This is a genomic window from Streptomyces broussonetiae (assembly GCF_009796285.1).
Lineage (GTDB): Bacteria > Actinomycetota > Actinomycetes > Streptomycetales > Streptomycetaceae > Streptomyces > Streptomyces broussonetiae.
Window position 1 is genome coordinate 6,057,651 of record NZ_CP047020.1, and the last position, 13,174, is coordinate 6,070,824.

At 68.1% G+C, this 13,174-nt stretch carries 12 protein-coding genes; 5 read left to right on the forward strand and 7 right to left on the reverse strand.

Features of this window, described 5'->3' with window-relative positions; all coding sequences use genetic code 11:
• Positions 1-346: 346 nt before the first annotated feature.
• From GQF42_RS28055 to GQF42_RS28075, 5 genes are all read left to right on the forward strand, one after another.
• Entirely contained in the window at positions 347-1,381 is a 1,035-nt protein-coding gene (locus tag GQF42_RS28055; RefSeq protein ID WP_158924371.1) for an ABC transporter permease, read from the forward strand.
• A gap of 70 nt (positions 1,382-1,451) precedes the next feature.
• Positions 1,452-3,257, forward strand: a complete 1,806-nt coding sequence (locus tag GQF42_RS28060) for an ABC transporter substrate-binding protein (RefSeq protein WP_158924373.1) — start codon at positions 1,452-1,454, stop codon at positions 3,255-3,257.
• A gap of 87 nt (positions 3,258-3,344) precedes the next feature.
• On the forward strand, positions 3,345-4,325 hold the full coding sequence (locus GQF42_RS28065) for an ABC transporter permease (RefSeq protein WP_158924375.1): 981 nt from the start codon (positions 3,345-3,347) through the stop codon (positions 4,323-4,325).
• 22 nt (positions 4,326-4,347) lie between these two features.
• Complete coding sequence (locus GQF42_RS28070) at positions 4,348-5,370, forward strand: ABC transporter ATP-binding protein (RefSeq protein WP_158924377.1); 1,023 nt, start codon at positions 4,348-4,350, stop codon at positions 5,368-5,370.
• Between the two features lie 43 nt (positions 5,371-5,413).
• Entirely contained in the window at positions 5,414-6,535 is a 1,122-nt protein-coding gene (locus tag GQF42_RS28075) for an ABC transporter ATP-binding protein (RefSeq protein WP_158924379.1), read from the forward strand.
• Between the two features lie 178 nt (positions 6,536-6,713).
• Here the strand turns inward: GQF42_RS28075 and sigJ are convergent, their stop codons facing one another.
• The 7 genes from sigJ to GQF42_RS28110 all read right to left on the reverse strand — a co-directional run bounded on the left by sigJ (position 6,714) and on the right by GQF42_RS28110 (position 13,144).
• The gene (gene sigJ / locus GQF42_RS28080) at positions 6,714-7,700 is read right to left on the reverse strand and encodes an RNA polymerase sigma factor SigJ (RefSeq protein ID WP_158924381.1); all 987 of its coding nucleotides are present in this window, start codon (positions 7,698-7,700) and stop codon (positions 6,714-6,716) included.
• 51 nt (positions 7,701-7,751) lie between these two features.
• Complete coding sequence (locus GQF42_RS28085) at positions 7,752-8,498, reverse strand: SDR family oxidoreductase (RefSeq protein ID WP_158924383.1); 747 nt, start codon at positions 8,496-8,498, stop codon at positions 7,752-7,754.
• A 12-nt stretch (positions 8,499-8,510) separates the two neighbouring features.
• Entirely contained in the window at positions 8,511-8,915 is a 405-nt protein-coding gene (locus GQF42_RS28090) for a hypothetical protein (RefSeq protein ID WP_233273493.1), read from the reverse strand.
• 136 nt (positions 8,916-9,051) lie between these two features.
• A complete protein-coding gene (locus GQF42_RS28095) occupies positions 9,052-9,807 on the reverse strand; it encodes a class I SAM-dependent methyltransferase (protein ID WP_158924387.1) in 756 nt (251 codons plus the stop codon).
• A 234-nt stretch (positions 9,808-10,041) separates the two neighbouring features.
• Positions 10,042-11,100, reverse strand: coding sequence for an ABC transporter ATP-binding protein (locus GQF42_RS28100; protein WP_158924389.1), 1,059 nt, complete (start codon positions 11,098-11,100; stop codon positions 10,042-10,044).
• Positions 11,101-11,126: 26 nt separating this feature from the next.
• The gene (locus GQF42_RS28105) at positions 11,127-12,152 is read right to left on the reverse strand and encodes an ABC transporter ATP-binding protein (protein ID WP_158924391.1); all 1,026 of its coding nucleotides are present in this window, start codon (positions 12,150-12,152) and stop codon (positions 11,127-11,129) included.
• Positions 12,153-12,163: 11 nt separating this feature from the next.
• Positions 12,164-13,144, reverse strand: coding sequence for an ABC transporter permease (locus GQF42_RS28110; RefSeq protein WP_158924393.1), 981 nt, complete (start codon positions 13,142-13,144; stop codon positions 12,164-12,166).
• Positions 13,145-13,174: the final 30 nt, after the last annotated feature.

Sequence of the window (13,174 nt, forward strand, 5' to 3'; positions counted from 1 at the left end):
CCGTTTTTGGAAGGCCTTTGTCCGACTTGCGGAGATCGCTGCCCGATACCCATGTAACAAGTCCGTTTCGCGCCTTCTTCCGGCGAACAGTTTGTCCAGATTTTGAAAGGTCTGGCCGCGAGCCGTGACTGAATTGAGATCTACGGGCAGTGGTCGGTAGTGGGCCCATGGCAGATAGTTAGCCGCGTAGCGCTCGGGTCAATGGGTCGCGCACTGTGGGGACAGTGCGCCGACTCGCGAGCACCAAGGGGTGCCTGATCCTCCGTCAGGGGTGTCGGAGGCGAGGCGCAATCCCCTTCCTGTTGGTGAATGCGTGGAGTCACTCATATCTTGAAACGGACAAACCGTGACAAGTCCTATCGATATTGAGGGCGGCGGAGCCTCTGTCGTCCTCGACGGCGCACCAGGGCCGGACGTACAGGGCGAAGCCGTCAAGCTCGTGGGCCGGTCTCCCGGCCGGCTGATGTGGATGCGCTTCAAGCGCGACCGCACGGGCGTGATCTCGGCCTACGTCGTGGGCTTCTTCTTCCTGGTCGGCCTGCTCGCACCGCTGATCGCCAAGCTGTACGGCAAGAACCCGTACACCGTCTACGCGGACGAGCGCCCGGACCTCTTCGACAGTGCCGGCGTGCCGGTGCAGCCCAACGGCGGTATCAGCAGCCAGTTCTGGTTCGGACTCGAGCCCGGCAACGGCTACGACGTCTTCACCAAGCTGATCTACGGCATCCGCACCTCGCTGATGATCTCGGTCGCCGTCACCCTCGCCGTCGTCGTCACCGGCATCCTGCTCGGCGTCGCGGCCGGCTATCTCGGCGGCAGGACCGACTACTTCATCGGCCGCGTCATCGATTTCCTGCTCGCCTTCCCGGCCCAGCTGTTCTTCATCGCCAGCATGCCGGTCGTCGTCTCCCTGTTCGTCAGCCCCCGTGACCAGACCCCCACCTACGTCCGGGTGCTCGCCCTGATCCTGGTCCAGTGGTTCCTGGGCTGGATGGGCCTCGGCCGCATCCTGCGCGGCACCGCACTGGCCCTGCGTGAACGGGAGTTCATCGAGGCGGCCAAGGTCAGCGGGGCCTCGCCATGGCGGATCATCCGCAAGGAGATCCTGCCGAACATCGTGACCCCGCTGCTGGTGCAGGCGACGTATCTGCTGCCCAACTTCGTGACCGCCGAGGCGGGTCTGTCCTACCTCGGCGTGGGCATCGTCGAACCGACGCCGGACTGGGGGCAGATGTTCTCCAAGGCGTCCACCCAGCTGGTGATGGAGAACGACATCACCTACATGTTCTTCCCCGGCATCTCGATGATCATCTTCGTCGTCGCGTTCAACCTGCTCGGGGACTCGGTCAGAGACGCCTTCGATCCCAAGACCGCGCGCTGACCCCGTACCGCAATCCCCGTACCGCAATCCGACGGAACGTCAGTTTCACAGATGGGTGGGAATCCTCGTGATGAGTAGGGGCGGGCGCCACGCATTCGGCGCACTCAGCGTGCTCGCGGCCGGAGCTCTCGTGCTCACCGGTTGCAGCAAGGGCGGCAGCGACACCGGCACCAGCGACAAGGACCAGCAGAACGCCAAGAGCCAGCAGGCGTCCATCAAGTTCGGGGGCGCGGCCGACTCCACCGGGCCCGCGGCCGCCGTGGCCGGAGCCAAGTCCGGCGGCACCATGGAGGTGCTCCAGCGTGACACCTTCGCCCACCTGGACCCCGCCCAGATCTACGTCTCCGACCAGATGGCCCTGGCCCAGCTGATCCACAGAGGCCTCACCGGCTACAAGACGACCAGCAACGACGGCCACCAGCACGAGATCGTCGGCGACCTCGCCACCGACTCCGGCACCACCACCGACGGCGGCAAGACCTGGAAGTACACGCTCAAGAGCGGCATCAAGTTCGACGACGGGACCCCGATCACCTCCGCGGACGTCCGCCAGAGCGTCGAGCGGCTCTTCGCGCCCTTCATCACCCAGGGCCCGGCCTACCTCCAGCAGTGGCTCGCGAACACCTCGGGCTCCGACTACCGCAAACTGCTGCCGAACGGCCCCTACAAGGGACAGCACCTGCCGAACAGCGTCCTGGAGACGCCGGACGCGAAGACCGTCATCTTCCACTTCAAGACGCCGCACCCGGACCTGCCGTACACCCTGGCGATGGCCGGCTACTCCGTCGTCTCCGCCAAGGGCGACACCCAGCAGAAGTACGACAAGAGTCCGGTCACGACCGGCCCGTACAAGATCCAGTCGTTCCAGTCCGGCAAGTCGATGGTGCTGGTCAGGAACACGAACTGGGACCCCAAGACGGACCCGATCCGCCACCAGTACGTGGACAGGTTCAACATCCTGTTCAACCAGCAGTTCGAGACCTCCACCAAGGCCCTGCTCGCGGACAGCGGGCCCGACCAGAGCGGCATCAGCTTCAGCAACCAGGTGGACGCGGGCAACCTCTCCCAGGTGCTCAGGGACCCGAAGATGAAGTCCCGCACGGTCTCCGGCTACCAGCCGTACGTCGGCCAGATGAACATCAACATGAGCAAGCCCGAGATGAAGGACATCCGGATCCGCGAGGCCATCGCCTACGCCCTGCCGATCACCCCGTTCGTGCGGGCCTACGGCGGCACCGACGCGATGGAGGTCGCGGGCGGCGTGCTCTCCCCGACCGTCTCCGGCTACAACGCCTCCTTCGACCCGTTCGGCAAGAAGAAGAACCCCGCCGGTGACCCCGCCAAGGCCAAGAAGCTGCTCCAGGAGGCGGGCAAGCTCAACATGAAGCTGACCTTCGGCTACATCAACACCCCCGAGGGGCAGCAGTACTCCACCGCCATGGCGGCGGGCCTGAGCAAGGCCGGCTTCAACGTGCAGCGCCAGGAGATCCCGTCCGAGACCTACTACGACCAGGTCTCCAAGCTGAACAACAACTACGACATCTTCCACACCGCGTGGGGCGCCGACTGGCCGTCCGCCTCCACGGTCATCCCGCCGCTGTACGACGGCCGGCAGATCGCCAACGGCGCGCAGAACTACTCGCAGATCAACGACTCGCACGTGAACAGCGAGATCGACCGCATCAACCGGATCAACGACCCGGTCAAGGCGGCGACGGAGTGGGAGAAGCTCGACGAGTACATGCTGACCAAGGTGGTCAACGTCGTCCCGACCGCCTACTACAAGCAGACCCAGATCGCCGGTTCCAAGGTCGGCGGCCTCGTCTACGACGACGTGATCGGCGGCGTCGACCCGCGCCGACTCTTCCTCAAGTAACCGTCCCCGTCCGGTGTCCGGCGCGCCCGCGTCCCCGGGGCGCGCCGGGCACCGACCCGGCCGCCGACGTCTGAGAGCTGCCCTGTCATGCTGCGCTTCCTCGTGCGACGGATCATCGGTGCCGTCGTCATTCTGTTCCTGCTGAGCATCGTCGCCTTCCTGCTCTTCTTCGGGGTGCCCCGGGACCCGGCACTGCTGATGTGCGGCAAGACCTGCAACCCGGACAGCATCGCGAACATCCACCATGTGCTCGGCCTCGACAAGCCCATCACCGAGCAGTACTGGATCTTCCTGCACAACCTCGTCCTGGGCAGCAGCCAGTTCGCCCAGGGCCCCTGCCCCGCCCCCTGCTTCGGGTACTCGTACCACACCAACGAGCAGGTCTGGGGCACGCTGAAGGACCGCCTGCCCACCACCGTCTCGCTCACCCTGGGTGCGGCCGTGTGCTTCCTGCTCGTCGGCCTGGGCACCGGGCTGCTCGCCGCCTGGCGGCGCGGCACGCTGGTCGACAAGGCGGCCACCGCGGGCTCCATGGTCATCGGCTCGCTGCAGATCTACTTCCTCGGACCGCTGGCCCTCGCGCTGCTCGTCTACCAGACCCACTGGTTCGACAAGCCCGGCTACACCCCGATCACCCAGAACCCCGTCAGCTGGTTCAGCGGCCTGATCATCCCGTGGGTGGTGCTGTCCACGATCTTCGCCGCGCAGTACACCCGTATGGCCCGGTCCTCGATGATCGAACAGCTCCAGGAGGAACACGTCCGCACCGCCCGCGCCAAGGGCATGTCCCGGCAGTACGTGTTCTTCCGCTACGCCTGGCGCGGCTCGCTGATCCCGATCGTCACCATCTTCGGCATCGACCTGGGCTCGCTGTTCGGCGGCGCCATCATCACCGAGTTCACCTTCGGCCTGCCGGGCCTCGGCAACCTCGCCGTCCAGGCCGTCAACTTCAGCGACCTGCCGCTGCTGCTCGGCGTGATGCTCTTCTCGGCCAGCATGATCCTGCTGTTCAACATCGTCGTCGACGCCACCTACGCCTTCATCGACCCGCGCGTGCGGCTGTCCTGAGGCCGAAGGAGAAACAGCCACCATGAGCGCCCCCCTTCTCTCCGTGCGGGACCTGCACGTCAGCTTCAAGACCGAGGACGGCGTCGTACGGGCCGTGGACGGGCTCTCCTTCGACCTGGAGCGCGGCAGGACGCTCGGCATCGTGGGGGAGTCCGGCTCGGGCAAGTCGGTGACCAACCTGACCATCCTCGGCCTGCACAACCCCATGTTCACCACCGTCGAGGGGGAAATCCTGCTGGACGGCAAGGAGTTGACCACGGCCCGCGAGTCCGAGCTGGAGAAGCTGCGCGGCAACAAGGTCGCCATGATCTTCCAGGACCCGCTCACCGCCCTCTCCCCGTACTACACCGTCGGCCGGCAGATCTCCGAGCCGTACATGAAGCACAACGGCGCCTCGAAGAAAGCCGCCTGGGAGCGGGCCGTGGAGATGCTCGGCAAGGTCGGCATCCCCAACCCCCGGGAGCGGGCGAAGGACTATCCGCACCAGTTCTCCGGCGGCATGCGCCAGCGCGCGATGATCGCCATGGCGCTGGTCTGCGACCCCGACCTGCTCATCGCCGACGAACCGACGACGGCCCTCGACGTGACCGTGCAGGCGCAGATTCTGGATCTGCTCAAGGACCTGCAACAGGAGTTCGGATCCGGCATCATCTTCATCACCCACGATCTGGGGGTGATCGCCGACATGGCCGACGACATCATGGTGATGTACGCGGGCGGCGCGGTGGAACGGGGCACGACGAACCAGGTATTGCGCTCGCCCCAGCACCCGTACACCTGGGGCCTGCTGAACTCGATGCCACGCCTGGACTCCGACCTGGGCGCCCGGCTGTCCCCGATCCCCGGTACGCCGCCCTCGCTGCTCACCCCGCCGTCCGGCTGCCGCTTCCACCCCCGCTGCACCTTCCAGGACCGGGTGGGGGGCACGGGCCGCTGTGTCCACGAGCGCCCGCTGCTGGCGCCTGACCGGGCGTCGGCCTGCCATCTCACCGCGGACCAGAAGCGGACCATCTTCATCGAGGAGATCAAGCCCGCACTGGGCTAGGTCGCCACCGTCGCACCAGTCGTCGTCCTAGGAGGACACCGGCATGAAAGAGGACCTGGTCCTCCCGGCACCGCGCGAGACGAACGCGGGCGCGGACGGGGAGCCGTTGCTTCAGGTCTCGGGGCTGACCAAACACTTCCCGGTCAAGGGCGGCTTCCCGATCCGGCGGACCGTCGGCGCGGTGCAGGCCGTCGACGGCATCGACCTGACCGTGCACACGGGCGAGAGCTTCGGCCTGGTCGGCGAGTCCGGCTGCGGGAAGTCGACGACGGGCCGGCTGATCACCCGGCTGCTGGAGCCGACGGCCGGGTCGGTCACCTACCGCGGCCGGGACATCAGCCACGCCAAGCGCAAGGAGCTGGCGCCGATCCGCTCCGAGATCCAGATGATCTTCCAGGACCCGTACTCGTCGCTGAACCCGCGGCAGACGGTGGGCAAGATCATCTCCGGTCCGATGGAGATCAACGGGATCGAGCCGGAGGGCGGCCGCGAGAAGCGGGTCCGTGAACTCCTGGAGATCGTGGGCCTGAACCCGGAGCACTACAACCGCTTCCCGCACGAGTTCTCCGGCGGCCAGCGCCAGCGCATCGGCGTGGCCCGCGCACTCGCCATGGAGCCCAAGCTGATCGTCGCCGACGAGCCGGTCTCGGCCCTGGACGTCTCGATCCAGGCGCAGGTGGTGAACCTCCTGCAGAAGGTCCAGGACGAACTGGGCATCGCCTTCGTCTTCATCGCCCACGACCTCGCGATCGTCCGGCACTTCTCGCAGCGCGTCGCGGTCATGTACCTCGGGAAGATCATCGAGGTGGGCGACCGCGCCTCCATCTACACCCGCCCCCGTCATCCCTACACGCACGCCCTGCTGTCCGCCGTACCCGAGGTGAACCTCACGGAGGAGGACAGCACCGCGCGCGAGCGCATCCGCCTGGCCGGTGACGTCCCCTCGCCGATCTCCCCGCCCTCCGGTTGCCGTTTCCGCACCCGCTGCTGGAAGGCGCAGGACAAGTGCGCGGCCGAGGAACCGCCCCTGGTCCGGCTCTCCGGGAACCACGAAGGCCACCTGACGGCCTGCCACTTCCCGGAGGACCCGACCACCGAGCGCGAGGAGGACATCGTCCTGGACCCGGCGCTGGCGGCGCTGGAGGGGAACGCGGAGTCCTCCTAGCAGTACTCCGCGGCTGGTGGGTTCCCGTCCACACCGTGCAAGGGCCGGCGGGCCGGGAACGACCGCTCTGCGTGAGGACTGGTGGGCGACGGTCGCCGTCGCCCACCAGGACCGCGGTCGACGGAAGCGGACCGGCGTCCCGGGGGGCACCGCGAGAAGCGGTGGCCGGCCGGGCGGGTCACAGGTTGCCGAGCGGCGGGATCCTCGACGGGCCGGCGGACTGTGCCTCGTCGCCGGTCTGCCACGCCTGGAGCTTGTCGGGATTGAGCACCATCCACAGATCCGTGACCCTGTCGTCGTTGCCGACGTCGACGGCGATGACCGCGATCGTGTTGCCGTCGAGGCGGACGGCGAATCCGAGGCGTCCGTTGACGTGCTCCTCGACCAGGTCCATGCCGGGCTCCTTGCGCATGAGACCGAGGAGCAGCCGGGCCACCTTGTCCCGGCCGACCACGGCTCGTGCGGCGGCGCGGACCTTGCCGCCGCCATCCGAGTGGGAGCGTACGTCGAGGGCGAGCAGGTCGATGAGTGCATCCAGGTCACCGGTCTCGCACGCCAGACGGAACGCCGCGATGACGCTGCTGTGCCGGGAGGCGTCGTTGGTACGAGAGCGCGCGCGGGTCACCTGCCGACGAGCCGAGGCAGCGAGCTGACGGCAGGCGGCCGGGCTGCGTCCCACGGTGTCGGCGACCTCGGCGAACGGCATGCCGAAGACGTCGTGCAGGACGAACGCGACGCGCTCGGCCGGCGTCATCGACTCCAGCACGACGAGCATGCCCATGCTCACCGACTCGTCCAGGGTGACCTGGTCACCGGGGTCACGCGTGCTGAGCCGCCCCGCTTCACCGCCGGCACTGCTCCATGTGCCGCTGTCGCGCAGGGGCTCGGGAAGCCACTGGCCGATGTAGCGCTCCCGGCGCACCCGGGCCGAGGCGAGGTGGTCGAGACAGATGCGGGTGGCGGCCTTCGTCAGCCAGGCCATGGGTGAGGAGATGGCCCGCTGTTCGTCCTCGGACAGGGCGTACCACCGGATGTAGGTCTCCTGTACGACGTCCTCGGCGTCCTGGACCGAGCCGAGCATGCGGTAACTGAGGTTGATCAGCCTGCGGCGCTCGGCGAACAGCGTGTGCAGCGACGGGTCGGTTCCCGGGGCGGGTGCGCTCATGGTGTGCTCCTGTCGGGGCGGCGAGCAGAAGGCGTGTCGTCGCCGGGGGGTTCAGTGGTGGTGCTCGGCCAGCCACTGCTCGAAGGTCTGCACACCGCGGGGTCCGGGGCCGGTGGGGAGCAACGCTCCACCGCTCATCGCGGCTCCGGCGGCACCGGGCAGCCTGAGCGGAACCAGCAGCCGGCGTCTGCGCGTTGCCCGCAGCACGCTCCGCGCCATCTCCACCACCTGCTCCTCCCTGGGACCGGCCAGCTCCGGCGCATACTCCTGGGGCTCATTCTTCACCAGCTCGGCCAGGGCGTGGCCCACTTCCCGGGCGGCGACGGGCTGGGAGCGCAGGCGCGGGGCGATCGCGACGGGGCCGGAGATCTGGGCGAGGGTCTGCTCGGCGAACTCGTGGAACTGGGTGGCCCGCAGGATGGTCCACGGGATCGGCCCCTTCCTGACCACCTCTTCCTGCGCGAGTTTCGCCCGGTAGTAGCCGAACCCGCTGGCCCTGTCGATGCCCACGACGGACAGCGTCAGATGACGGCGCACTCCGGCCCGCTCCTCGGCGGCCAGCAGGTTGCGGCCCGCCTTCTCGAAGAAGGCGGTTGCCGCCCCGGCCGCCGTCCTGGGGGAGTTGGTCACGTCGACCACGGCCTCGACCTCGTCGAGTGCCTCGCTCAGGCCCCGGCCGGTCAGGAGGTCCACGCCACGCGACGGTGAGATGAGGACGGCCTGGTCTCCGGCAGCGGTCAGGGCCTCGACGACGTACCGGCCCACCAGACCCGTGCCACCCGCTACGGCAATACGCATGGGGCTGTGCTCCTAGGGTGTGTCGGGGGAGAGGGGAAGCAGCAGGAGGGTCGCGAGCAGTACCTGTGCGGACAACACCGCGACGTTGAGGACCTGATCAGTCGTGCCGTACATGTGCAGGTGCTGCATGTGGTAGACGAGGTGCAGCACGTTGAAGGTCAGCCACACCGCACCGGTCGTCCGCACCATGGGATCGCTGCGTACGTACCGCAGGGTGATGGCGCTGAGCACAGCCAGCGCCATGTACGTCGCCCCGGCGTCCTTCGCCAAGTGCTGGTTGTACGGACCGAGTTGAGGAAGCCAGTTACGGCCGAACCCGGGGAACGTCTCGTACCAGTGCTGCGGCGCGAAGTAGGCCCACACACCCACGTAGAGACCGGCCACGATGAACAGACCCAGCACGGCCTGTCTCGTCACTTTCACGTTCATGCCTCTGTGACGACGCAGCCTCCTGGAATGTGAGGTCTCCGAGGCGACTTCTTCCCACGACTGGGCCCGGCCCATGTCCACCGGCAGGTGCGGCTCCCGCCGCGCCCGGCCCGCGTCCGAGGGTTCACCCCGCCCCGCTGCCCGCCCGGGCCACGGTGATGATCTCGGGACTGGCGGGGGTGAGCGGCCCCCGCGCCCAGTCGCCGTACTGCTCTGCGATCGTGAGCCCGGCGTCGGCGAGGAGGCTGTGCAACGACTCGTTGTCGAGGAAGCGCAGAACGCTGTGGCCGACCCGAGGGGCGGGCCACCCGTCGCCGTCATAGGTCTCGGTGAACCGCACGCGTCCGGCGCGAGGCCCGTCGCCCTGGACCTCGTGCCACACGCGCACCGGCGTGCCGTCGGCGGCGGTGACCTCGTACACCCGCTCGGGAGTCCACTTCTCCCACGCCCGGGCGGCCGGGTTGCGGGTCTCGAAGACGAACCGGCCGCCGTCGGCGAGGGCCGCGCGGACGCCCTTGAGGCAGCTGCGGATCTCCTCGTCCCCGACCAGCTCCTGGAAGGCGTGCCCGGTCATCACGACGAGGTCGAACTCCCCGTCCCAGCGCCGTACCCGGGCGTCCCCGAGCACCCACTCGACGCCGTCCCGACGGGCCCGCCGGGCCTGTACGAGCATGGCGGCGGCCGGATCGAGCCCGGTCAGCCGCCCCGGATGCCCCTCGTCCCGGGCCCGCCGCAGCAGCCGCCCGGTACCGCATCCGATGTCGAGCACCGAGCGGGCCTCCCGGACCAGACCGAGGTAGAAGTCGTCACCCGGCCCCCAGGGGTTGAGGCTGTCGTAGAGCGCGGCAAGCGAGAGATCGGTGAACGAGTGATCTACCACCGCGGCAGTGTGACACACGATGCCGAACGGTGTGTCAGGTTCCCGTGGACTTCTTGAGGGTCTCTCAACTATCAGCCCGATCGGAGTACTTGATGATTGCTCGGCCGTGTGCCGAAGGCCCGCGCCTGGGGAGGCGCGGGCCTTCGTTCCCTGGAAGCGGACGTTCAGGGGCTCGGGTCAATGGGCCGGTGAAAGTCCGTTCCGACGAGGGGCGGCTGACGGAAAAGGGGTGTGTCAGGCCGCTGCCTCGGGGTCCTTGGAGAGGGCGTCCTTGGGCAGCCGGGGAGCAGGGATCGTCTCCTGCGTCTCCGGGTAGTGGCAGGCGGTCAGGTGGCCGGGCTTGTTGCCGTCGACCTGGAGCAGGGTCGGTGCCTCCGTCGCGCACTTCTCCGTCGCCTTCCAGCAGCGGGTGCGGAACCGGCAGCCGGAGGGCGGGTTGATGGGCGAGGGGACGTCGCCGACCAGGCGGATGCGCTCACGCTGCTCCGCGTCCACCGTCGCCTCGGGCACGGCGGAGAGCAGGGCCCGGGTGTAGGGGTGGCGCGGGTTGTCGTACAGGTCGTCGCGGTCGGCGATCTCGACGATCTTGCCGAGGTACATGACCGCGACGCGCTGCGAGAAGTGCCGGACGATCGCGAGGTCGTGGGCGATGAAGACGAAGGCGATGCCCAGTTCCTTCTGGACCTTCTGGAGCAGGTTGACGACCTGCGCCTGGATCGAGACGTCCAGGGCCGAGACCGGCTCGTCGGCGACGATCAGCTTGGGCTCCAGAGCGAGCGCGCGGGCCACGCCGATGCGCTGGCGCTGGCCGCCGGAGAACTCGTGCGGGAAGCGGTTGTAGTGCTCCGGGTTCAGGCCGACGATCTCCAGGAGCTCACGGACCCGCTTCTCGCGGCCGCCCTCCGGGTTGATGTCGTTGATCTCCATCGGACCGGAAATGATCTTGCCGACCGTCTGCCGCGGGTTCAGCGAGGCGTACGGGTCCTGGAAGATCATCTGGATCTCGGAGCGGATCGGCGCCAGCTCCTTGCGGCCCGCGTGGCTGATGTCCTGACCACGGTAGGTGATCTTGCCGCCGGTCGGCTCGAGGAGGCGGGTGATCAGCCGGCCCGTCGTCGACTTGCCGCAGCCGGACTCGCCGACCAGGCCCAGGCTCTCGCCCTCGGCGACCTGGAAGTCCAGCCCGTCCACGGCCTGCACCGCGCCGACGGTCCGCCGGATCGGGAAGCCGCCCTTGATCGGGAAGTGCTTGGTGAGCCCGGAGACGTCCAGGAGGGGGTTCGTGTTGCTCATGGTCGTGAAGTCCCGTCTGGTGTCCGTCAGTTGTGCCGGGTTGCGGCGAAGTCGGCGAAGAGGTCCTGCTTCTGCTCCTGGGTGAGGTGGCAGGCGGCGCCGCGGCCCTCGACCACGTCGAGCTTCGGGCGCTCGGTGGAGCACAGGCCGCCCGGGACCTTCTCGGCGAACGCGCAGCGCGGGTGGAAGCGGCAGCCGGACGGCGGGTTGAGCAGCGAGGGCGGGGAGCCGGGGATGGGGGAGAGCGGCACGTCGACCGGACCGTCCAGGCTCGGCATCGAGTTCAGCAGGCCCAGGGTGTACGGGTGGTCCGGCTGGCTCAGCACCTGCTTCTTGGTGCCGCGCTCCACGCACCGGCCGCCGTACATCACCAGCACGTCGTCCGCGATGTCGGCGATGACGCCGAGGTCGTGGGTGATGAAGATGATGGCGGTGCCGAACTCCTGCTGGAGGTCCTTGAGCAGGTCCATGATCTGGGCCTGGACCGTCACGTCGAGGGCCGTGGTCGGCTCGTCGGCGATCAGCAGCTCGGGGTCGTTCACCAGCGCCATGGCGATCATCGCGCGCTGGCGCATACCGCCGGAGAACTGGTGCGGGTAGTCGTCCACCCGGGTGTCGGGCTGCGGGATGCCGACGCGGCGCAGCATCTCGATCGCGCGGTCCCGGGCCTGCTTCTTGGAGCAGCCGGTGTGCTTGCGGTACGTCTCGGCGATCTGGGCGCCGATGGTGTGGTACGGCGAGAGCGAGGCCAGCGCGTCCTGGAAGATCATGGACATCTTGTTGCCGCGCAGCTTTTCCAGCTCGGACTCGGTGGCGCTGATCAGCTCCTTGCCGTCGAGCAGGATCTCGCCGTCCATCGTGGTGTTGCGCGGGTCGTGCAGGCCCAGGATCGCCATGTTGGTGACGGACTTGCCGGAGCCGGACTCGCCGACGATGCCGAGGGTCTTGCCCTTCTCCAGGTCGAACGACAGCCCGTCGACGGCCTTGACGATGCCGTCCTCGGTGGAGAAGTGGACCCGCAGGTCGCGCAGGGAGAGGAAGGGAGTGCTCATGGTCTCTCTCCTTAGGCGACGCGTACGCGCGGGTCGATGAGGGCGTACGCGGCGTCGACGATGATGTTGAAGACGACGATCGCGGCCGCGGCGACCAGGACCACGCCGAGCAGTATCGGCAGGTCGTTGGTGCTGACCGCCTTCACCGACAGGGCGCCGATGCCCTGGAGGCTGAAGGTCTGCTCGGTGATGATCGCGCCGCCGAGCAGGGTGCCGAGGTCGAGGCCGAAGATGGTGATGATCGGGCCCATCGCGCCGCGCCAGGCGAAGCGGAAGAACACCGTCCGGCGGGAGAGGCCCTTGGCACGGGCCGTGCGCACGTAGTCCTCGCTGAGCGACTCGACCATCTGGGAGCGCGTCATACGGGTGTAGTTGGCGGTGAAGATCAGCGACAGCACCAGCCAGGGCACCAGCAGGCCGGTGAACCACTGGCCCGGGTTCTGGGTGAACGGCGTGTAGTTGGCCCGGTCGAGCAGGTGCCACTGGTCCACGAGGAGGTACGTGGCGAAGACGCCGACGACGAAGATCTGCATCGAGGACGCGACCAGCGAGGCGGAGCTGGCGATCTTGTCGAGGGCCTTGCCCTGCTTGACCGCGGCCAGCATGCCGGTGCCGACGCCGAAGATCAGGAAGACCACGGAGCTGCCGATGGCCAGGGAGAGCGTGGTCGGGAAGCGGTCCTCGATGGTGCCGAGGACCGGCTCGCGGTTCTGGAAGGAGTAGCCGAGGCACGGCGCGCTGCAATGCCCGTAGGACGCATAGTCACGTCCCACGAAGACACCCTTGAGCCAGTCCCAGTACTGCACGGGGAGCGAGTGGTCGATCCCCAGGTTCTTCTTCACCAGGGCCAGGGTCTCGGGGGTGCAGACCTTGCCGCACGCGATGCGGGCGGGGTCACGCGGAGCGGCGTAGAACAGGACGAACACCAGGGCGCTGATGATCAGCAGGATCACAGCGGCGCCGAGGGTCCGGCGGATGAGGAAGCGGAGCATGGCAGTTGGGTTTTCCTGACGGGATGCCGT